The organism is Agrobacterium sp. El2ro-1b, from assembly GCF_048298475.1.
Classification (GTDB): Bacteria; Pseudomonadota; Alphaproteobacteria; order Rhizobiales; family Rhizobiaceae; genus Agrobacterium; species Agrobacterium fabrum.
The window spans coordinates 2,570,205-2,589,858 of sequence record NZ_CP103458.1; the positions used below are offsets into that span (position 1 = coordinate 2,570,205).

The following is a 19,654-nucleotide window of genomic DNA, read 5'->3' on the forward strand; positions in this document are numbered from 1 at the left end:
ATGCGCAAATGGGTTGTGTCAGGCGGCCAGCATCTGTTCGATCTTTTCGCGGTTAATGCCCTTTTCGCCGATGACGACGAGACGGCTGCGGCGCTCTTCACCCGCGGCCCAGGGGCGGTCGTAATAGTGGTTGACGCGGCTGCCGACAGCCTGCACCTGCAGACGCATGGGCTTGGCGGCGACTTCGATGAAGCCCTTGATGCGCAACACATTCTCGGCAGCGGCCGTCTGTGCGATACGGGCCGCCAGCGCCTCCGGATCGGTAACGGCCGGCAGGTCGATGACGAAGCTGTCGAAATCATCATGTTCATGGTCAAGTTCGCCATCATGATGGGTGCGACGGTTTTCAATATCCTCTTCCACCGCAAGGCCGAGACCGATCAGCACGGCCGGATCGATGGCACCATTCGAAGCGACAACGATCTTCGCCGCCTTTGGCAGATGTTCGAGGATATGGGCCTTGGCCTTCTCGAGGCCGGCATCGTCGAGAAGATCGGCCTTGGTGAGCACGATAAGATCGGCGCAGGCGACCTGATCTTCGAAGACCTCTTCGACCGGATCGTCATGGTCGAGCGCTTCGTCGTTGGCACGCTGGGCAGCAAGCGCTTCCATGTCGTGGGCGACCTGCCCCTCGGCCAGCGCTGCACCATCCACCACGGCGACCACGGCATCGACAGTCACGTGGCTTTTGATGGCCGGCCACTGGAAGGCCTGCACCAGGGGCTTCGGTAAGGCAAGGCCGGAGGTCTCGATGAGGATATGCTCCACCTTCGGCTGGCGGCTGAGGATTTGTTCGATGGCGGGCTGGAAATCATCCGCCACCGTGCAGCAGATGCAGCCATTGGCCAGCTCGACGATGTTTTCCTCGGGGCAGCTTTCAATGCCGCAGCCTTTCAGAATTTCGCCATCGATGCCGATATCGCCGAATTCATTGACGATGATGGCGAGCCGCTTACCGTCAAGCTTTTCGAGAAGGCCGCGCAGAAGCGTGGTTTTTCCGGCCCCCAGAAAGCCGGTGACGATAGTGCAGGGAACGCGGTCCAGAAGGGTGCTCATGATCTCTCCTCGGTAAAATCGAATGGGGGAATGCGCGCCACCATGCCGCGCTTTAGGGGTTCGGGGCGGCCACGCCAGGGCATCAGGCCATCGGGGGCGGCGGAAAGCAGCCGAGCGCCGGTCAGCAGGTCTTCCGCATCACCGGGCGTCAGACCGCCAAACACATAAGACCAGCCATCGGCGCTGCGCAGAACGGCGCTGAGACCACGCTTGCAATTGGCAAGGCAATTAACAGAGCGAACGGCAATGCCACTCTCCTGCGCCTTTTCAATGACGGCATCGGCAAGACGCGAACCGGGACGCGGTTCGGCATTGGGATCGACATCGTCGCGACAACTGCGGCATACAAAGACGGTAACGCCCGGCGCGGTTTCGTCCTGCGGGTTCCCATTTGAACCTGAAGATGTCGCTGAAATATCCAAACCGTCCCGTTCCCGCGCCACGTTAAAATTCATCGGGGTGCGGCTATCGAAAACGGTATGCGACAGGCGCAAACCCGCTGTTCGATCTGACCGACTGACCGGAGCACCCCGCCCGGCAGACGTTTTTTCCTGAAACGGCAGGTCTCCTGGCTTGCGGCTATCAACACCCTGTCACCGCCTTCCCGAACCGATCATAAAGGTTCAGTGGCTTTACGGTGCGGGCTTACCGCTTACAGTTGCGGGGGCAGCCACGGAATGACCCTTTCTCGGGGCGGAACCGTGTTCCCTCTTAGCTTTTCCCGTTGCCGGGAAAAGACCGTCAGTCCCTTACCCTTAGGCTGAACGGGTGTGAGGGTCAATGCCGTGTGCCCGTGACCAGCGCATTGCCGGGTGCGGCAAATTGAGTATAGTCGCCGCTCCGAATGGCGGGGGCAAAAGGTCTCGCGCCGCAGGACAAGAAGGAACGAGCGATGACCCGCGACATCAGCGACAGCGAAGCCGAACGCCACCGGCAGAAAATGGTCACCCGCAAGACGGTGCAGGACGCCGAAGTTGCGGAAAAGACCGTCGAAAAAGGCCTGCTGATGATCAATACCGGCCCCGGTAAGGGCAAGTCCACGGCCGCTTTCGGCCTCGCCTTGCGCATGCTCGGCACCGGGCGGCGGGTGGGCGTCGTGCAATTCATCAAGGGTGCATGGTCAACGGGAGAGCAGCAGGCCCTGACGCTCTTCGGCGACAAGGTCGTCTGGCGCACCATGGGTGAAGGTTTCACATGGGACACGCAGGATCTGAAGCGTGATGTCGCGGCAGCAACGAAGGCCTGGGAAGAAGCAAAGACCCTGATGGCGGACGAAACCATTGGCCTCCTGGTCCTCGACGAGCTGAACATCGCCTTGCGCTACGATTACCTGCCGCTGGAAGAAGTCGTCGGAACACTCTCCAGCCGCAGGCCCGATCTGCATGTCATCGTGACCGGCCGCAACGCCAAACAGCCGCTGATCGACGCCGCCGACATGGTGACGGAAATGACGCTGGTGAAACACCACTTCAAGGCGGGCGTTAAGGCTCAGGCCGGGATAGAGTTCTGATATGACCGCGCGGGTGCTGATGTTTCAGGGAACCGGCTCCGATGTCGGCAAATCGCTGATGGTGGCCGGCCTTGCCCGCGCATTCACCCGGCGTGGCCTCTCCGTCATGCCGTTCAAGCCGCAGAACATGTCGAACAATGCCGCAGTTACCGCCGATGGCGGCGAGATCGGCCGTGCGCAGGCGCTGCAGGCGCGGGCAGCGGGCGTGCCGCTTTCCGTGCACATGAACCCGGTGCTCCTGAAGCCGCAGAGCGAAACCGGCGCACAGGTGGTAGTGCAGGGCAAGATCATCGGCAACGCCAAGGCGGCCGATTATCAGCATATGAAGGCCGGGCTGATGCCGCGCGTGCTTGATAGTTTCGAGCACTTGAAACAACAGGCCGATCTGGTGCTGGTGGAAGGGGCAGGCAGCGCCTCGGAAATAAACCTCCGCGCCAATGACATCGCCAATATGGGTTTTGCCCGGGCAGCCGATGCGCCAGTGATCCTGATCGGCGATATAGACCGCGGCGGTGTCATCGCCAGCCTCGTCGGGACCAAAGCAGTGCTTGATGCCGATGACGCGGCGATGATCGAAGGTTTTATCGTCAACCGATTTCGCGGCGATCCGGCGCTGTTTTCCGATGGCATGCGGATGATTGCGGAAAAGGCCGATTGGTCCTCCATCGGGCTTTTGCCGCATTTTTCCGATGCCGCGAAACTGCCGGCGGAGGATGCTCTGGGGCTTTCCGGCCCGGCCCAACGGAAGCCCGGCGCAAAAATCCGCATCGCCGTGCCGATCCTGCCGCATATTTCCAATTTCGACGATCTCGATCCTCTCGACATGGAGCCAGATGTGGAACTGATCCGCGTTCGGCCGGGTGAGACGATCCCCGCCGATTGCCGTCTGGTTTTGCTCTGTGGCTCGAAATCCACCATCGCCGATCTCGCCGTGCTGAAAGATGCGGGCCTGGACATCGATATAAAGGCACATGTGAGGCGCGGCGGCTATGTTCTCGGCCTTTGCGGCGGTTACCAGATGCTTGGAAAAACCGTTGCCGATCCTGACGGCATTGAGGGACCGCCGGCGACTGTCGAGGGGCTCGGCCTGCTGGACGTTGACACGGTTTTGACGGGCGACAAACGGCTCGTTTCCGTGCGGGGCACGAGTTTCGACGGCGTTGGTTTATCCGGCTACGAAATGCATGTCGGTGAAACCACGGGAATAGCGGGTAGTCTGGTGTTTTCGACGATCGACGGACATGACGATGGGACCATTTCGCCCGACGGCCGCGTCTTCGGCACCTATATTCACGGTCTTTTTGCGGATGACCGCCAGCGCAGCGCATGGCTCGTGCGTCTCGGCGGGCAAGGCACGGACCTGAACTATGACGCGCAGGTGGATGCGGTTCTCGACCGTCTGGCTGCGCATATGGAGCAACACCTCGATCTCGAGAGGCTGCTTGCTATAGCGCGATAAGGATCGCCAGAAGTCCGAACAGGCCGATCAGCAACAGGTCCGCGATCCGCGCCAGCCGCAATGCCTTGCGAATATCACCGGTAACCAGCGCCGACCTCCCGCCTTCGCCCATGAAACGCGCCTCTATCATCTGCCCGCCATAGGAACGCGGCCCGGCGAGCGCAAAACCGAGGGCACCGGCCAACGCCGCCTCCGGCCAGCCGGCATTGGGGGAGCGGTGGTGGCGCGCATCGCGACGGATCGCGGCAATGGCCGCTTTTGGCGACGCGCCCTCGACAAAAAAAGCGGCGACCACAAACAGGCTGCCGCTCAGTCTAGAGGCCGGCAGATTGACGAGATCATCCAGCCGGGCCGAGGCCCAGCCGAAGGCTTCATGGCGCGGAGAACGATGGCCAATCATGCTGTCTGCCGTATTGATCGCCTTGTAAGCCGCACCACCAGGCAGGCCCAGAAATCCGAGCCAGAAGGCAGGAGCGACGATGCCATCGGAAAAATTCTCGGCGAGACTTTCGATCGCCGCCCGGCAGATCGCTGCCTCATCTAGCTTTTGCGGATCGCGCCCGACGATCATCGACACTGCCTTGCGGCCGCCTTCCACCCCCTCGCGCTCCAGCGCCGTGGCGACTGCCTCCACATGCTGTTCCAGACTTTTTTGCGCCGGAAGCGACGCACCCAATATCGCCACAGCCAAGAGACCGAAGGGCAGGACGAGCAAAACCGACTGCGCAAACCATGCAAGGATCACCGTCAGCCCGACAAAAACAACCAGCGCCGCAACACCTGCGGCTTTGCGCTGAGAAAATGATGCGCTCTCCCAGTTCCATTTTTTGTCCATGAGCGCGATAAGCGAACCGATCCAGGTGACGGGGTGGCCGATGCGTTTGAACAGCCAGTCCGGATAGCCGGTCAGGCGTTCGATCACGAGCGACAGGAAAGCGAGAGCAAAGAACATGGGCGAGACAGTACCAGAAAAGGCTCAGGGAGCGATCCGTCACGGCGGCAATCTCGGCAAGGCGCGCCTGATGTTTCCGGAATCGCCTGAACCGTGGATCGACCTTTCGACCGGTATCAATCCGCACTCCTACCCGCATTCGCCCATTCCCGCCAGCGCATTCGCCCGCCTGCCGGAACCGGACGCCGCCGAAGAACTAAAATATCTGGCCGCAACCCATTTCGGTGCGCCCTCCGCCCGGAATGTGGCGCTTTCCCCCGGCACCCAGATGCTGATGCCATTGCTGGCCCAGATCGCTATCGCCCGTGGGGCCAAGAGCGGCGCCGTGCTTTCACCCGCCTATGCGGAACATGCCCGAACCGCACGCATGGCCGGACTGGCTGTGACCGAGGTGGAAAACATCGATGCGATGTCGGCTCATGATTATGCCGTGGTGGTCAATCCCAATAATCCCGATGGCCGCATCACGGATCGCGCCGCCTTGTTGTCGCTGGCCGCCGCCATGCGCCGCAAGGGTGGGCTGCTCGTCGTGGACGAAGCCTTCATCGAGACAGGAGGTGCCGAAAGCCTCGCAAATGCCGCCGGTCAGGATGCACTGGTGATCCTGCGCTCTTTCGGTAAATTTTACGGCATGGCAGGCGTTCGGCTGGGTTTCGCGATTGCGCAGCCCGATATCGCTGCTGAACTGGAGGCAAGGCTCGGCCCCTGGGCGGTTTCCGGCCCCGCGCTGCATATCGCGACGCAGGCCCTGGCGGACGGGGAATGGCAATCGTCCATGCGTCTGCACCTCGCCGAAGACGCCCGGCGCATGAACGCCATGCTGCAGAAAGCGGGGTTGGCAATTGCCGGCGGCACCTCGCTGTTTACTCTGGTGCGGGATTCCCGCACCGCAGACTTGTCCAGCCATCTTGGCCGACACGGCATTCTGGTCCGCATTTTTGATGAAAGGCCGAACGACATGCGTTTCGGCCTTCCCGGTAGCGAAACGGAGTGGCAGCGGCTCAAGGAGGCGCTGTCATCCTTTCACTATTCCTCGAAGGTGTAGGTCTCAATCGACTCCGGCTTCATTTCGATGGAGAAGCCCGGCAATTTCGGCGGCATGTAAGCGGCGTTTCTGATATCGCAGGGTTCGATGAAATGCTCGTGCAGGTGGTCGACATATTCGATCACGCGGCCTTCCTTCGTTCCCGATACGACCAGATAGTCGATCATCGACAGATGCTGCACATATTCGCAGAGGCCGACGCCACCGGCATGCGGCCAGACCGGCAAATTGTATTTGGCAGCGATCAGCAGCACCGCCAGCACCTCATTCAGACCGCCCATGCGGCAGCTGTCGATCTGCACCACATCGATGGCGCCCTCGGCGATGAACTGCTTGAACATGATACGGTTCTGGCACATTTCACCGGTTGCCACCTTGACCGGCCCGATGGCCGCGCGAATCTTGCGATGGCCGGCGACGTCGTCCGGGCTCGTCGGCTCTTCAATGAAGAAGGGGTTGCAGAAGGCAAGCTTGTTGACCCACTCGATGGCCTGATCGACTTCCCAGACCTGATTGGCGTCAATCATCAGGTAACGGTCGGGACCGATCACGTCACGGGCAATGGTAAGACGGCGAACATCGTCTTCCATATCGCGGCCGACCTTCATCTTCACATGATTGAATCCGGCGTCGATGGCTTCCTGGCAAAGGCGGCGCAGCTTGGCGTCGTCATAACCAAGCCAGCCGGCAGATGTCGTATAGCAGGCGTAACCTTCGTTCTTCAGCGCCTCGATACGTTCCTTCTTGCCGCTTTCGGCTTTTTTGAGGATCGCAAGCGCTTCGTCCCGGGTCAGCACGTCGGTCAGATAGCGATAATCGACGATATCGGCGATTTCTTCCGGGCTCATATCGGCGACAAGCTGCCAGACCGGCTTACCGGCCTTCTTGGCCAGCAAATCCCACACCGCGTTGACCACGGCGCCGGTAGCGAGATGCATCGCGCCCTTATCCGGACCGATCCAGCGCAGCTGGCTGTCACTCGTCAGATGCCGCCAATATTTGCCGGGGTTTTCGGTGACGGTGGCAAGATCGGTGCCGACGACCAGGTGACGCATCGCTTCGATGGCCATGCAGCAAATGTCATTACCACGGCCGATGGTGAAGGTCAGGCCATGGCCCTTCAGGCCCGGCTCGTCCGTATCGAGAATGACGTAAGCCGCCGAATAATCGGGGTCGGGGTTCATCGCATCCGAACCATCGAGACTTTGAGAGGTCGGGAAACGCAGGTCGAAAACACGCAGATCTGTAATTTTGGTCATGGCCGGTTACTCGCGGTCAGAGTCAAAGAAAATCGTTCAATCGAGGTGGAAGGTTTCTTCCATCATTGCCCACCACTCGTCTTCCTTGCAGCTTTCGAGTGGTTGCTGACAGGGTATGGTGAAAGACCACCACTCCTGGTTCTTCGGGCTTGCAGCTATCTTCGCCATATCGGCGCTGAAATCGCTGCCGTGATATTCCCAATAGCCAAACAGCAGATTTTCCGGCTCGCGCAGGAAAATCGTGTAGTTGCGAATGTTGCTTTCGCTGATCAATGCCAGAACCTCCGGCCAGACCGCAGCGTGCAGCCTTTTATATTCCGCGATCATCTCAGGCTTGACGCCGATGACCATGCCCATGCGCTGCATGAAAAACTCCGTTATTGCTTGATGGTGGCAAGCGCCGCCCGCAGCTTCGACTGCGGCAGTTTCAATCCCAGCCTTTCGGCGGCGGCAATGACCGGCGAAAAGCGGCGACGCTTCTTTTCGTCATGGTTGCCTGCGATATCGGCAAGGCGATGGGCGAGAAAAGGATTGCGCAAACGCTCCCGCAACACGCCAATATAGGTTTGCGCCTCGTCTCCCATGCCTTCAGTCGCAAAGACCGGCAGAACCTCGTCGTGCCAGAGCGCTTCCAGATCCGCCACCAGAGCGTCGTCGGCCATGGCCTGTCGCACCGTCTCGTCCTTCGAGCGCCCATCCTGCACCCAGCGCTCCGCCAGATAGGAGTGACCGAGATTGAGCAGGAACAACTTCAGTTTTTCATAGTGGTCGAGATTATCTGTCAGCACCACAGCAGGGTGCGTACAGGGAAGGACAAGACCTTCCTGTTTCTCGATTGCCCACAGTGCATAGGGTTCCGCCACAGCACCAACAGGATCGATCGGCTCGGAGACAATGCGGTCCACCAGACTATTGGCGAAACGGCACTTCTCATTCAGATAGAACGCAAAACCTGCCGGCAATTGGCATTCATCTGCAAGCCGGCGAATGACTTGGCTCAGCTTTTCGCCGTTACGCGGCACGAGCTCGCAGGGGAAAATCGAGACGGGCGCTTCGGGATTAAGCTCAAAACGCTCGAGCAGCAGCATGCAAAGCTTCGCCGGAAAGCTTTTCGGCACGATGGTGAAATCGGCGGCAAGCTCGGGTCCGTCGCCCGAATCCAGCTCATAACCGCGATCGCCCGTGTTGGACAGAATGACCTCGGCCACACAGGCGAGACGGCGCACCTCGGCCCAATCGGTCGCGGCGGTCAAAGCCCGCGCGACTGCCTTGCCTTGAATTTCCTCGTCAACTTCCTGCCCATCGCTGATACCGCGAATACGCACGGGGTAGGGCGCGCCGCTGTTCAGTGCCGCAACACGCTTCAGGCTCTCCGCATTGCCGGTGGTCTGAACAATTGCAATGCGGCCCAGCGCCTCTCCCTTGTCCAGTGCCTGCGAAACGAACAGATCCGCATGGGCGAGAAGAAAGCGGCTGGTGCCGAATTGCAGGATGGGCGTATCGGGCGTCATGCGACCTCCACCATTCCCTTGATGACTCCGGCTTTCGGATCGGTCAGACCGGCGAATTTCGAGGGAACATCGGCAAGTGTCATGCGATGGGTGATCAGCGCCTCCGGCACTTTCCCTTCGCGCAAGGCGTGAAGCACCCGCTCGAAATCATCCGGCGTCGCGTTGCGGCTGCCGAGCAACGTCGTCTCACGCTTGTGAAATTCCGGGTCGTTGAAGCTGATATCACTGGCGACGATGGACACCAGAACATAGGAGCCGCCGTGACCAACGAAGGAGAAACCACGCTCCATGGCTTTCGGATTGCCGGTCGCATCGAAGACCGCATCGAAGAAATCGCCAGCGGTGATGTCGGACAGACGATCCTTGTCACCGTCGCCGAGGGCGACCGTATGAGCGACACCGAGGTGGTCCTTGCAGAAATCCAGCCGGTCGGTGCGACCGTCGATCATCGTCACTTCCGCGCCATCGAGAACCGCGAAAACAGCAACCGCCATGCCGATCGGGCCGGCACCGACAATCAGGACCTTCTGCCCTTTTTCGACGGCACCGCGACGCACCGCATGGGCACCGATCGCCAGAAATTCCGTCATGGCTGCCTGGTCGAGGCTCAGCCCCTCCGCCTTCAGCACGAATTGCTGCGGCACGCTCAGATATTCCACCATGCCGCCATCGCGATGAACGCCAAGCACACCGATATTGCGGCAGCAATTGCTCTTACCCTTCAGGCAGGCGTTACATTTCCCGCAGGACATATAGGGAATGATGGTCACCACATCGCCAGCGGAAAGGTGGCTGCCAGCGGGTGCCTCCTCAACCGTGCCGGAAAGTTCGTGACCCATGATACGCGGATAGGAGAGATAGGGCTGGTTCCCGGTGAAGATGTGCAGATCCGTGCCGCAAACGCCAATCCGGCGAATACGCACCAGAACTTCACCTTCGCCGCGCACGGGTTTCGGCAGATCCTTGGCGGTTAATTGACCGGGAGTGTCACAGAAAATCGCCAGCATGCATCACCTGTCAGTAAGGGAGTAAAAACGAATGGCGTTGCCGCCGAAAACTGCCGCATGGTCCTTCGCCGGCACGATATCGCGGCAGAAATCCAGCCAGCCCTTATAGTCGCCCGCAAGGCGCAGCACCGGCCAGTCACTTCCGAAAATCACGCGATCACCGCCGAATAATTCCAGAATTGTTTCGACATAGGGCCGCACCGCTTCCGGACGCTGCTCGCCGCGCTCGGTCAGCAGGCCGGATAGCTTGCAATGCACATTGGGAAGGGCTGCAAGAGCCGCCATATCGCGCCGCCAGTCACGATAGTGACCGGTGGCAATCAGAGGCTTCGCACCATGATCGATAACAACAGGCAACTCTGGATGCTTACTGGCAAAAGAGAGAAGAGGCGGCAGATTGGGTGGCAGGACCAGCGCATCGAACACCAGGCCGTGTTTCATCAGTGCCTCCACGGCAGCATCCAGCGCGGGATCGTCTATCCAGGCGACATCTTCCATGCCCTGCAGCATGGGGCGCACACCCTTGAAGGCCGGATGTTGCGCCCGGTTGGCAATTTGCGCCACCGCGTCGGTGGACTTCATGTCGATCCAGCCGACAACACCCCTGATGAAATCGGTCTTTTCCGCCAGCTCCAGCATGAAATCCGTATCGGCCGCCGTCTCCATCGTCTGCACCAGCACCGTGCCGGAAACCCCGGCGGCGGCTAACAATGGCGAGAGATCGGCCGGAAGAAAATCCCGGTAGATGGCGGCAAGCGATGGCGGCGGCCATTGCCCGGCGCGATCCTTCAGCAGCCAGAAATGCTGGTGGGCGTCGATGAGCATTGCCTCAGGCCTTTCCGCCCGGCACGGGCGCACCTTCGGCAATCAGGCCGCGCTTGTGCAACTCCGACCAGAATTCATCCGGGATGGATTGCTCGAACCATTCGATATTGGCGGCGAGCTGTTGCGCATTGCGCGCACCTGAAACGACCGTGACCGATGCCGGATGGGCAAGCGGAAACTGTAGCGCCGCGGCCTGCAGCGAGACACCCAGCTCCTCACATACGTTATGCAGGGCATCCACGCGCTGGAGGATATCGGCAGGCGCATCGGCATAGTTGAATTTGCGGTTACCTGCCAGAATGCCCGAATTGAAAGCGCCGGCAACAACGATGGCGACGCCGGTTTCAGCGCAACGGTTCATGAAAGCAAGGCTTTGCTGTTCGAGCAACGTATAGCGGCCGGCCAGCATGGCGACGTCGATATCGAAGACATCCATGGCGTCGTTGATGATTTCCCACTCGTTGACGCCAAGGCCGACAGCCCCGGTCGATCCTTCGTCACGCAACTTGCCAAGCGCACGGAACCCGCCGCCGGTGGTCAGCTGCTCCCAATAGTGTTGGTGCTTTTCGCCATGGGTATGGGAACCGATATCATGCACATAAAGAATATCCGGCTTCAGGATACCCAGCCGCTGCTGGCTTGCCTCGAAGGACCGCAGAATACCGTCATAGGAATAATCATAGACCGGGCGGAACGGCAGGGGCGCAATATAGGCATCCTCCTCCGGGCCCACGGTCTCATCCGGCACCATCACACGGCCGACCTTGGTGCTGAGCGTATAGTCGTCGCGGTCATGCTCGGTCACCATGGTGCCTAGGCGACGCTCCGAGCGCGTATAGCCATAAAACGGCGCGGTATCGAAATAGCGCATGCCGCTTTCCCACGCCTTGTCGAACGCACCCTTGGATTCCTCATAGGGCGTAACACGGTAGAGATTGCCCATCTGGGCGCAACCAAGGCCCATGATTGTGACCTCTACCGGACGGTTCGGCAATTGACGTGTATCGGAGACTTTCATCGCAGGCACTTCCCGAAATCTTGAAATGGAGCGGTGGGTGAAACCGCACGCGGGTGATGAGGCGCGCCACCCTTCGGCGGCGCGCCGTCAGCATCAGTAAAGCACGTTCTTGGCTTCAGGCTTCTCGATATTGTCCTTGGTGACAACAACGACGCCGGTATCGACGAACTTCTCAACCTTTTCCTTGTTGATCAGCTTGGTCACGGTTTCCACGCCTTTTTCACCCATCTGGTAGGAACCCTGAACCACGATGCCGGCCAGCGTGCCGTCCTTGACGAAGCTCTGCAGGTCCTGGTTACCGTCGAAGCCGATGGCGACGACCTTACCGGCCTTGCCGGACTGGGCAAGCGCGCGGCCAACACCGATGGCGGTCGGCTCATTGGCGCCGAAAATGCCCTTCAGGTCGGAATTCGCGGTCAGAACGTCGGTGGTCTGGTTCAGCGCCGTCGCCATCTGCGACTGCGAATAGAACGGGCCAACGATCTGAAGCTTCGAATGCATCTGAATGTAATCGGTGAAACCGCCGACTCGGCCGATTTCGGAACCGGCACCGGCGACATAGGACATGACGGCAATCTTGCCTTCCGTGCCGACCTTGTCGATCAGCGCCTGCGCTGCCAGTTCGCCGGCTTTCTTGTTATCGGTCGCCAGGAACGACTGATAATATTGCTCCGAGCCCTTGGCGAGCTGAGAGTCGATCAGAACCACCGGAATACGGGCTTCCCAGGCCTTCTTGACGGCAGGCACCAGCGCGTCCGGATCGGAAGGCGCCAGAACGATACCCGCAACCTTGCGGTTGATGGCGTTTTCGACCATGTTGACCTGGTCGGCAATCGCAGATTCCGCAGCCGGGCCCTGGAAGGTCATGGTGTTGCCGGAAGAGTTCTTCATCGCCGCGTCAGCGCCCTTCTGGACGTTCTGCCAGAAAGTGGAGTTGACGGTCTTGACGATGACGGCGATTTCACCTGCCTGCACGGTGGAAACACTCCACAGCGCGATTGCGGATGTCAGAAGGGCAGTCGTAATTTTCTTCATTTCTTCCTCCGTGATGTCGGCATACCGGGCCTCCCCTGCCGATCTTGTTTGCGGAAAGGGTCCGCAGCCCGTTTGATCAGCGGCGGTTGCGCAGCTGGTCGATCCAGACGGTGACCAGAATGACGAGGCCGATGATGATCTGTTGCGTGAAGGCGGAAACGCCATTCATATTGAGGCCGTTACGCAAAATGCCGATGACAAAGGCGCCGATGGCCGTGCCGGAAATCGTGCCCACGCCGCCGATCAGCGACGTGCCGCCGATGACCGCGCTGGCAATGGCATCCAGCTCATACATCACACCTTCGTTTGGCTGGGCGGTAACGAGGCGCGACATCAGCACGCAGCCCGTCAGCCCGGCGAGCGTGCCGGACAGGATGTAGGTGAAATTGGTAACGCGGGCGACGTTGACGCCGGAAAGCCGGGCAGCATCCGCATTGGAACCCACGGCATAGATGTGGCGGCCGAGGATGGAGCGGTTGAGCATGAAGGAAACCGCAAGCGCAATAACCACCATCAGGATGACCGGATAGGGAATGCCGGGAAACACGACATTCGGAAAACCGTCATCACCGATAGTGACGATGCGGAAGAGCGCACCGTTGCCGAGTTCGCCGAAGGACTCGCCCAGGCCGGATACGGCGCGCGCACCGGTGATCTGCAGGGCCACACCGCGGGCAATCAACATCATGCCGAGCGTGGCGATGAAGGGCGGCAGCTTGAAGCGCGTTACCAGAAGACCGTTGATGAGACCACAAAGCGACCCCGTCAGAATGCCGAGCAACATGCCGATGGGCACCGGCATGCCGAGTTCCTTCACCGCAAGGGCGGCAACGACGCCGGCAAGCGCAAGCACCGAACCGACGGAAAGATCGATGCCGCCGGTGATGATGACACAGGTGGCACCAATGCCGAGCAGCGCAATGGAAGTCACCTGCAACGCGATCGTCATGCCATTATTGACGGTGAAGAAGGCGTTGCTGGTTGCGGAGAAGACCGCGACCAGCGCAAAGAGGCTTCCGAGCGCCGCAAATTTCTGGATGATGTCCTTCTGGCGATCGCTGACGGCGAAGCCCTTCTTGGGTTCTGCAATATTGGCCATGTCGTTCCTCACTGCGCGGCCCGGCCGTAACCGGACGCATACCGCATGATTTCTTCTTGATTGGTCTTGGCGGTTTCAAGCACGCCGGTGATACGGCCCTGATGGAACACCGCGATACGATCCGTCAGTCCCAGAATTTCCGGCAGTTCCGAACTGATGAGAATGACGCCGATGCCCTGTGCGGCCAGTTCGTCCATGATCTTGTAGATCGCGAACTTCGCGCCGACATCGATACCGCGCGTCGGCTCGTCGAAGAACAGTACGCGCGACTGACGGAACAGCCATTTGCCGATGATGATTTTCTGCTGGTTGCCGCCCGAAAGCAGCCGCACCGTCTGATCGATTGAAGGGGTGCGGATATTCAGCAGATCGACGTACCGCTTGGTGACCTCGTCATGCTTCTTGAAGTCGATCAGCCCAAAACGGTTGGAAAGTTCATCAAGATTAGCGAGCGTCGTATTGGCCGCCACTGACATCTTGATGGCGAGGCCATCGCTTTTGCGGTCTTCGGAGAGATAGGCAATGCCTTCTTCGATCGCGTCCCGGGGTGAACTGATAGAAAGCTCGCGCCCGTTGAAAACGATCTTGCCCGCATCGAGGGGATCGGCCCCAAAGATTGCCCGCGCAACTTCCGTTCGTCCCGCGCCCATAAGTCCTGCAAAACCGAGGATTTCGCCGCGCCGCAACGAAAAACTGACATCGCTGAAGACCCCTTTGCGCGTCAATCCTTCAGCAGAGAAAATGATCTCGTCCGTTGGGCGCGAGGTACGTTCGGGGAATTTATCTTCCAGCGAACGCCCGACCATGCGCGTTACAATGTCATCAACGGTGATCGAAGCAAAATCGTCGGTTGAAATATAACGTCCGTCGCGCAGGACCGTCACGCGGTCGACGATCTCGGCCATTTCATCGAGACGGTGGGAAATATAGACGATGCCGACGCCGGAGGCCTTGAGATCGCGGATGACCTTGAACAGAAGCCGGGTTTCCTGCTCGGTCAGCGAGGAGGTCGGCTCATCCATGATCAGCACTTCGGCATCAAGAGAGAGCGCCTTGGCGATTTCCACCATCTGACATTGCGCGACGGAAAGACCGCGGACCAGCTGGTCGGGATTGATATGGACGCCCAGCCGGTCGAGACAGCGTTTGGCATCGAGTCGCAGTTTCTTGCGGTCCACGAGAAAACCCCGGCGCGGCTCACGCGCCAGATAAATGTTCTCGGCAACGGAAAGATGCGGAACGAGGTTGAGTTCCTGATGGATGATGGCGATGCCGGCGGCTTCGGATTGCAGCGGCGATGCATATTGCACCTTCGCGCCCTTGTGCAGGATCGTTCCTTCACTCGGCTGGTAGACACCGCTGATGATCTTCATCAGTGTCGATTTCCCCGCGCCATTCTCGCCGCAGACGGCATGTACTTCGCCGCTGCGCAGATCGAAATGAACGTTGGACAGTGCCTTTACGCCTGGAAATTCCTTGCTGATGTTCTCGAGACGCAGAAGGACCGAACGCTCCGCACGAGCCATCTCCTCAGGCGAAAAATCGCCCCGAATTGTCGATGCGCCCTGCGACATCTGGAAACCTCCACCCTGTTCCCCGCTCCACCGGGGGCCTTGAACAGGGCAAATGGTTAGGCCGGTTTTTTATAATGGTCAAGCCAATTAGGTCAAAAATTGAAGACGAGCTTTGAAGGCAACAGAAAGTCAGTACAAGAAAATTTAGAATAATCTCTTATTTTCAGTTATTTAAGTAATTTCTTGCATATTGTTACGCTTGACGTTACGGTAAGGCCAAATATAAGTGTCACGAAGGCTTCAGCAAAAAACACATGAGTGGTCAGGCCAAAATAGCGGAACCGCGCAGGCTGTATCAGCAGATTGCGGATCAGATACGCGAACTCATCGACGTGGGTGAATTCCTGCCCGGAACGCGGCTTCCCGCCGAACGGGAACTGGCACAGAAACTCGGCGTATCGAGACCCTCGTTGCGTGAGGCGCTGATTGCGCTTGAAATCGACAACACCGTCGAAATTCGCATGGGTTCCGGCGTCTATGTATCGGCAGAAGCGCTTCAGACGACCCATCACACCAAGTCGCTGGGTGACAGCCCGTCCGAACTGATGCAGGCGCGGGCCGCGCTGGAGGGGGCGACCATCGTGCTGGCAGCAAGCCGAATGGCCGATGAGACGATCGCGGCCCTCCGCCAGATTCTCACCGCCATGCAAAAGGAGATCGAGGCTGGCCGCAAACCCCTCGATCAGGATCGCCTGTTTCACGTCACCATTGCCGAGCAATCCGGCAACAGCGTTCTTGCGAGACTGGTGGCGAACCTCTTCGATGAGCGCCATAGCCCCATTTCGGCCCAGCTTCGCGTCAAATTCGAAGATAGAGACACCTGGACCCGCGCCCTGCAGGAGCACGAAGCTATTCTGGCGGCGCTGGAACTCAAGGATCCGCTGCTGGCGCAGGCCGCCATGCACATCCATCTGGAAGGCTCGAAACGCCGCTGGGTGGATAGCTAAATGACAAACATAGCAGGCAATGTACCGGGAGGAGGAAAACCCGTGAGTGAGAATTCCGAGGCGACCATTTTGCTGAACGCCAACGACAATGTCGCGGTGGCACGTCGGTCTATCCCGGCTGGCGGTGCGACGGGCAGGGGCGATCTGGCGGCACTCGAGCTGATCGGGCGCGGGCACAAGGTGGCCCTCAACTTCATCAAATCCGGCGACGAGGTGCTGAAATACGGGCAAGTCATCGGCATCGCAACCCAGGACATCGAACCTGGCCGGCATGTGCACCTGCACAATCTCGCCATGGTGCCTTCAGAACATGCGCATCAGTTCAGCGTTGACATCGAGGAAAAGGGCATGGTGCCGGAAGCCGAGCGCCGGACCTTCATGGGCTACGACCGTGGTATCGGCGGCGTTGGCACACGCAACTATATCGGCGTCATCGCCTCGGTGAACTGTTCCGCCACCGTGTCGCGCTACATCGCCGACTATTTCAACAAACAGGGCGGCTTGGATGGCTTCGACAATGTCGATGGCGTCGTGGCGCTGACCCACGGTGGCGGCTGTGCGCTGAATACCAAGTCGGAAGGTTACCGCCTTCTGATCCGCACCATTCAGGGTTACGCCCGCCATCCGAATTTCGGAGGCATTCTGCTGATCGGCCTCGGCTGCGAAACCAACCAGATTGCCCCCATCCTCGAACATTACAAGATGGAAGAGGGAGAACGGCTGCGCACCATGACCATCCAGCAGCATGGCGGCACCCGTAAGACCATCGATGCGGCAATCACCGAAATCAAGGCGATGCTGCCGATGGTGAACGCCGCCCGCCGTACCGAGCAACCGCTTTCCAAGCTGAAGGTGGCACTGGAATGTGGCGGCTCGGATGGATATTCCGGCATCTCCGCCAATCCGGCTCTGGGTTATGCGTCCGACCTTATCGTCCGCAATGGCGGCACGACCGTGCTTTCCGAAACGCCCGAAATCTATGGCGCCGAGCACCTGCTGACCAAACGCGCCGTCACGCCTGCCGTCGCTGAAAAACTGCTGCAGCGCATCGACTGGTGGCGGGACTATACCGCCCGTAATGGCGACGAACTCAACAACAATCCTTCCCACGGCAACAAGCTCGGCGGCCTGACCACCATTCTGGAGAAATCGCTGGGCGCGGTCGCCAAAGGTGGCTCCATGCCGCTGAAGGCGGTTTATGAATTTGCCGAGACCGTGACGGAGCAAGGCTTCGTCTTCATGGATACACCCGGCTATGACCCCGTTGCCGTCACCGGCCAGGTTGCCGGCGGCTGCAACGTCATCTGTTTCACCACCGGCCGTGGCTCGGTTTCAGGTTTCAAGCCCTCTCCCTGCATCAAGATCGCCACCAATTCCGAAATGTACGAACACATGAAGGAAGACATGGATATCAACTGCGGCGAGATCGTCACCGGAACGGAAACAATCGAAGAATCCGGCAAACGAATTTTCGAACATATTCTTGCGGTCGCTTCCGGCGACAAGACGGCGAGCGAAATTTATGACTACGGCGACAATGAATTTGTGCCGTGGCAGGTCGGCGCGGTGACCTGAAACCGCAGCACCAAAGACTGTCCCACGTGAAACAAAAGGCCCGGAAATCACTTTCCGGGCCTTCGTTATTTCCGTTTATACCAGCGCTTAGTGGCGGAAGTGGCGCATACCGGTGAAGACCATAGCCACATTATGCTCGTTTGCGGCGTCGATCACGTCCTGATCGCGCATGGAACCGCCCGGCTGGATGACTGCGGTGGCGCCCGCAGCGATTGCAGCAAGCAAACCATCGGCGAACGGATAAAACGCTTCCGACGCAACGGCAGAGCCGCGCGTCAATGGTTCGGCAAGACCGAGAGCCTTGGCCGCGTCTTCCGCCTTCTGGGCGGCGATGCGGGCGGAATCCACACGGCTCATCTGGCCAGCGCCGATACCCGCCGTCTGGCCATCCTTGGCATAGATCACGGCATTGGATTTCACGTGCTTGGCGATCTTGAAGGCGAACTTCATGTCCTCAAGCTCCTGCGCCGTCGGTGCACGCTTGGTCACGACCTTGAGTTCGAGATCCTCGACCATGCCATTGTCGCGGCTCTGCACCAGCAGGCCTCCGGAAACGGTCTTCGCCGTCAGGCCAGCCGCGCGCGGGTCTGGCAGGCCGCCGGCCGCCAGAAGGCGCAGGTTCGGCTTGCGGGCGATGATGGACTTGGCCTCTTCGGTCACGTCAGGCGCGATGATGACTTCGGTGAAGAGCTTGACGATCTCTTCCGCCGTTTCCGCATCGAGCGTGCGGTTGAGCGCAATGACGCCGCCAAAGGCGGAAACGGAATCGCATGCCAGCGCCCGCCGATAGGCTTCTGCAAGGGTAGGACCGGTCGCAACGCCACAGGGATTGGCATGTTTGATGATTGCAACCGCCGGCGCATTTTCCGGCAGGAACTCCGCCACCAGCTCGTAAGCCGCATCGGTATCATTGATGTTGTTGTAGGAGAGCTGCTTGCCCTGGAGAAGCGTAGCGGTTGCAACGCCGGGGCGCTTTTCACCGGTCAGGTAGAAACCGGCGCTCTGATGCGGGTTTTCACCATAACGCATCTTTTCTTTCAGCACACCGCCAATGGCGCGGTAATGAGGCGTCTCGATCGCCAGTGCTTCGGCAAACCAGTTGGAAATCACAGCATCATAAGCAGCCGTGCGGGCATAAGCCTTGGCGGCAAAACGCTGGCGCAGCGCATAGGAGGTCTGTCCGTCATCGGCCTGCAGGGCTTCGACCAGCGCAGGGTAATCGGAAGGATCGGTAACAACAGTGACATAGGCATGGTTCTTGGCGGAAGCGCGGATCATCGCCGGGCCGCCAATATCGATGTTCTCAACCGTCGTCGGGTAATCGCCACCCTTGGCGCGCACTTCCTCGAACGGATAGAGATTGATCACGGAAAGATCGATCGCCTCGATGCCATGCGCCTTCATGGCCTCGACATGGTCCGCATCATCCCGGATTGCCAGAAGCCCGCCATGAACATTGGGATGCAGCGTCTTGACGCGACCGTCCATGATCTCTGGAAAATTGGTGACGTCGGAGACATCCGTGACGGCAAGACCCGCTTCGGCAATCGCCTTTGCCGTACCGCCGGTCGACAGGAGCTTGACGCCGAGCTTGGAGAGCACCGTTGCCAGCTCGATAATATCGGTCTTGTCGGACACGGAAAGAAGCGCCGTACGAATCTTGACCTTATCGGGGGCGGGAATTTTCTTGGACACCACGGCCATCGGGCATACTCCGTATAATAGGGAGGACAGGCTGGAAGGGGAATGATCCAGCGATTGCCGCCGCGTTAACACAGCTTA

The 19,654-nt window shown here is 59.4% G+C and carries 18 protein-coding genes and 1 riboswitch; of the genes, 5 read left to right on the forward strand and 13 right to left on the reverse strand.

Annotation, left to right across the window (positions count from 1 at the left end; genetic code table 11):
* Positions 1-18 precede the first annotated feature (18 nt).
* Both cobW and NYR50_RS12575 read right to left on the reverse strand, forming a co-directional pair.
* On the reverse strand, positions 19-1,056 hold the full coding sequence (gene cobW, locus NYR50_RS12570; protein WP_418136157.1) for a cobalamin biosynthesis protein CobW: 1,038 nt from the start codon (positions 1,054-1,056) through the stop codon (positions 19-21).
* The gene (locus NYR50_RS12575; RefSeq protein ID WP_162688145.1) at positions 1,053-1,478 is read right to left on the reverse strand and encodes a DUF1636 family protein; all 426 of its coding nucleotides are present in this window, start codon (positions 1,476-1,478) and stop codon (positions 1,053-1,055) included. The genes cobW and NYR50_RS12575 overlap by 4 nt, the downstream gene beginning before the upstream one ends.
* Positions 1,479-1,596: 118 nt before the next feature.
* Positions 1,597-1,814, reverse strand: a riboswitch (cobalamin riboswitch).
* Positions 1,815-1,948: 134 nt separating this feature from the next.
* Between NYR50_RS12575 and cobO the strand changes: the two genes are divergently transcribed.
* Together cobO and NYR50_RS12585 are read left to right on the forward strand one after the other, a co-directional pair.
* Positions 1,949-2,566 carry a cob(I)yrinic acid a,c-diamide adenosyltransferase gene (cobO, locus tag NYR50_RS12580; RefSeq protein WP_418137302.1) on the forward strand — a complete coding sequence of 206 codons (618 nt, stop codon included), beginning with the start codon at positions 1,949-1,951 and terminating at the stop codon, positions 2,564-2,566.
* Position 2,567: 1 nt separating this feature from the next.
* Positions 2,568-4,025: a cobyric acid synthase gene (locus tag NYR50_RS12585; RefSeq protein WP_418136158.1), complete on the forward strand. Its 1,458-nt coding sequence runs from the start codon at positions 2,568-2,570 to the stop codon at positions 4,023-4,025.
* Here the strand turns inward: NYR50_RS12585 and cbiB are convergent.
* Complete coding sequence (gene cbiB / locus NYR50_RS12590) at positions 4,012-4,977, reverse strand: adenosylcobinamide-phosphate synthase CbiB (RefSeq protein WP_418136159.1); 966 nt, start codon at positions 4,975-4,977, stop codon at positions 4,012-4,014. The two genes, NYR50_RS12585 and cbiB, sit on opposite strands and share 14 nt — an antisense overlap.
* Here cbiB and cobD point away from each other — a divergent pair.
* Complete coding sequence (cobD, locus tag NYR50_RS12595; RefSeq protein WP_418136160.1) at positions 4,976-6,022, forward strand: threonine-phosphate decarboxylase CobD; 1,047 nt, start codon at positions 4,976-4,978, stop codon at positions 6,020-6,022. The genes cbiB and cobD overlap by 2 nt on opposite strands.
* Here cobD and NYR50_RS12600 read toward each other — a convergent pair.
* From NYR50_RS12600 to NYR50_RS12640, 9 genes are all read right to left on the reverse strand, one after another.
* Positions 6,004-7,281, reverse strand: a complete 1,278-nt coding sequence (locus NYR50_RS12600; RefSeq protein ID WP_418136161.1) for an L-fuconate dehydratase — start codon at positions 7,279-7,281, stop codon at positions 6,004-6,006. The two genes, cobD and NYR50_RS12600, sit on opposite strands and share 19 nt — an antisense overlap.
* 36 nt (positions 7,282-7,317) lie before the next feature.
* Positions 7,318-7,647, reverse strand: a complete 330-nt coding sequence (locus tag NYR50_RS12605; RefSeq protein ID WP_418136162.1) for an L-rhamnose mutarotase — start codon at positions 7,645-7,647, stop codon at positions 7,318-7,320.
* An 11-nt stretch (positions 7,648-7,658) separates the two neighbouring features.
* Positions 7,659-8,792 (reverse strand): mannitol dehydrogenase family protein, encoded by a 1,134-nt coding sequence (locus NYR50_RS12610; RefSeq protein ID WP_418136163.1) that lies wholly within the window; start codon positions 8,790-8,792, stop codon positions 7,659-7,661.
* Entirely contained in the window at positions 8,789-9,799 is a 1,011-nt protein-coding gene (locus NYR50_RS12615) for a zinc-binding alcohol dehydrogenase family protein (protein ID WP_418136164.1), read from the reverse strand. The genes NYR50_RS12610 and NYR50_RS12615 overlap by 4 nt, the downstream gene beginning before the upstream one ends.
* 3 nt (positions 9,800-9,802) lie before the next feature.
* Positions 9,803-10,624 (reverse strand): amidohydrolase family protein, encoded by an 822-nt coding sequence (locus tag NYR50_RS12620; protein ID WP_418136165.1) that lies wholly within the window; start codon positions 10,622-10,624, stop codon positions 9,803-9,805.
* 4 nt (positions 10,625-10,628) lie between these two features.
* Positions 10,629-11,642, reverse strand: coding sequence for an aldo/keto reductase (locus NYR50_RS12625; RefSeq protein WP_418136166.1), 1,014 nt, complete (start codon positions 11,640-11,642; stop codon positions 10,629-10,631).
* Between the two features lie 93 nt (positions 11,643-11,735).
* Complete coding sequence (locus tag NYR50_RS12630; protein ID WP_418136167.1) at positions 11,736-12,677, reverse strand: ABC transporter substrate-binding protein; 942 nt, start codon at positions 12,675-12,677, stop codon at positions 11,736-11,738.
* 76 nt (positions 12,678-12,753) lie between these two features.
* A complete protein-coding gene (locus tag NYR50_RS12635) occupies positions 12,754-13,776 on the reverse strand; it encodes an ABC transporter permease (protein WP_006311044.1) in 1,023 nt (340 codons plus the stop codon).
* Between the two features lie 8 nt (positions 13,777-13,784).
* Positions 13,785-15,350, reverse strand: coding sequence for a sugar ABC transporter ATP-binding protein (locus NYR50_RS12640; RefSeq protein WP_418136168.1), 1,566 nt, complete (start codon positions 15,348-15,350; stop codon positions 13,785-13,787).
* A gap of 254 nt (positions 15,351-15,604) precedes the next feature.
* Between NYR50_RS12640 and NYR50_RS12645 the strand changes: the two genes are divergently transcribed.
* Both NYR50_RS12645 and NYR50_RS12650 read left to right on the forward strand, forming a co-directional pair.
* Complete coding sequence (locus NYR50_RS12645; RefSeq protein WP_418136169.1) at positions 15,605-16,297, forward strand: FadR/GntR family transcriptional regulator; 693 nt, start codon at positions 15,605-15,607, stop codon at positions 16,295-16,297.
* 42 nt (positions 16,298-16,339) lie between these two features.
* Positions 16,340-17,872, forward strand: coding sequence for a UxaA family hydrolase (locus NYR50_RS12650; protein WP_418136170.1), 1,533 nt, complete (start codon positions 16,340-16,342; stop codon positions 17,870-17,872).
* A gap of 87 nt (positions 17,873-17,959) precedes the next feature.
* On the opposite strand, the gene purH is transcribed toward NYR50_RS12650, so the two are convergent.
* The gene (purH, locus tag NYR50_RS12655; RefSeq protein ID WP_418136171.1) at positions 17,960-19,576 is read right to left on the reverse strand and encodes a bifunctional phosphoribosylaminoimidazolecarboxamide formyltransferase/IMP cyclohydrolase; all 1,617 of its coding nucleotides are present in this window, start codon (positions 19,574-19,576) and stop codon (positions 17,960-17,962) included.
* Positions 19,577-19,654: the final 78 nt, after the last annotated feature.

What these genes read in the sequence shown, in the direction of transcription:
- cobW (WP_418136157.1), bottom strand. Translation starts at nt 1,056, where the DNA reads ATGAGCACCCTTCTGGACCGCGTTCCCTGCACTATCGTCACCGGCTTT.
- cobO (WP_418137302.1), top strand. Translation starts at nt 1,949, where the DNA reads ATGACCCGCGACATCAGCGACAGCGAAGCCGAACGCCACCGGCAGAAA.
- NYR50_RS12585 (WP_418136158.1), top strand. Translation starts at nt 2,568, where the DNA reads ATGACCGCGCGGGTGCTGATGTTTCAGGGAACCGGCTCCGATGTCGGC.
- cobD (WP_418136160.1), top strand. Translation starts at nt 4,976, where the DNA reads ATGGGCGAGACAGTACCAGAAAAGGCTCAGGGAGCGATCCGTCACGGC.
- cbiB (WP_418136159.1), bottom strand. Translation starts at nt 4,977, where the DNA reads ATGTTCTTTGCTCTCGCTTTCCTGTCGCTCGTGATCGAACGCCTGACC.
- NYR50_RS12600 (WP_418136161.1), bottom strand. Translation starts at nt 7,281, where the DNA reads ATGACCAAAATTACAGATCTGCGTGTTTTCGACCTGCGTTTCCCGACC.
- NYR50_RS12605 (WP_418136162.1), bottom strand. Translation starts at nt 7,647, where the DNA reads ATGCAGCGCATGGGCATGGTCATCGGCGTCAAGCCTGAGATGATCGCG.
- NYR50_RS12610 (WP_418136163.1), bottom strand. Translation starts at nt 8,792, where the DNA reads ATGACGCCCGATACGCCCATCCTGCAATTCGGCACCAGCCGCTTTCTT.
- NYR50_RS12615 (WP_418136164.1), bottom strand. Translation starts at nt 9,799, where the DNA reads ATGCTGGCGATTTTCTGTGACACTCCCGGTCAATTAACCGCCAAGGAT.
- NYR50_RS12620 (WP_418136165.1), bottom strand. Translation starts at nt 10,624, where the DNA reads ATGCTCATCGACGCCCACCAGCATTTCTGGCTGCTGAAGGATCGCGCC.
- NYR50_RS12625 (WP_418136166.1), bottom strand. Translation starts at nt 11,642, where the DNA reads ATGAAAGTCTCCGATACACGTCAATTGCCGAACCGTCCGGTAGAGGTC.
- NYR50_RS12630 (WP_418136167.1), bottom strand. Translation starts at nt 12,677, where the DNA reads ATGAAGAAAATTACGACTGCCCTTCTGACATCCGCAATCGCGCTGTGG.
- NYR50_RS12635 (WP_006311044.1), bottom strand. Translation starts at nt 13,776, where the DNA reads ATGGCCAATATTGCAGAACCCAAGAAGGGCTTCGCCGTCAGCGATCGC.
- NYR50_RS12640 (WP_418136168.1), bottom strand. Translation starts at nt 15,350, where the DNA reads ATGTCGCAGGGCGCATCGACAATTCGGGGCGATTTTTCGCCTGAGGAG.
- NYR50_RS12645 (WP_418136169.1), top strand. Translation starts at nt 15,605, where the DNA reads ATGAGTGGTCAGGCCAAAATAGCGGAACCGCGCAGGCTGTATCAGCAG.
- purH (WP_418136171.1), bottom strand. Translation starts at nt 19,576, where the DNA reads ATGGCCGTGGTGTCCAAGAAAATTCCCGCCCCCGATAAGGTCAAGATT.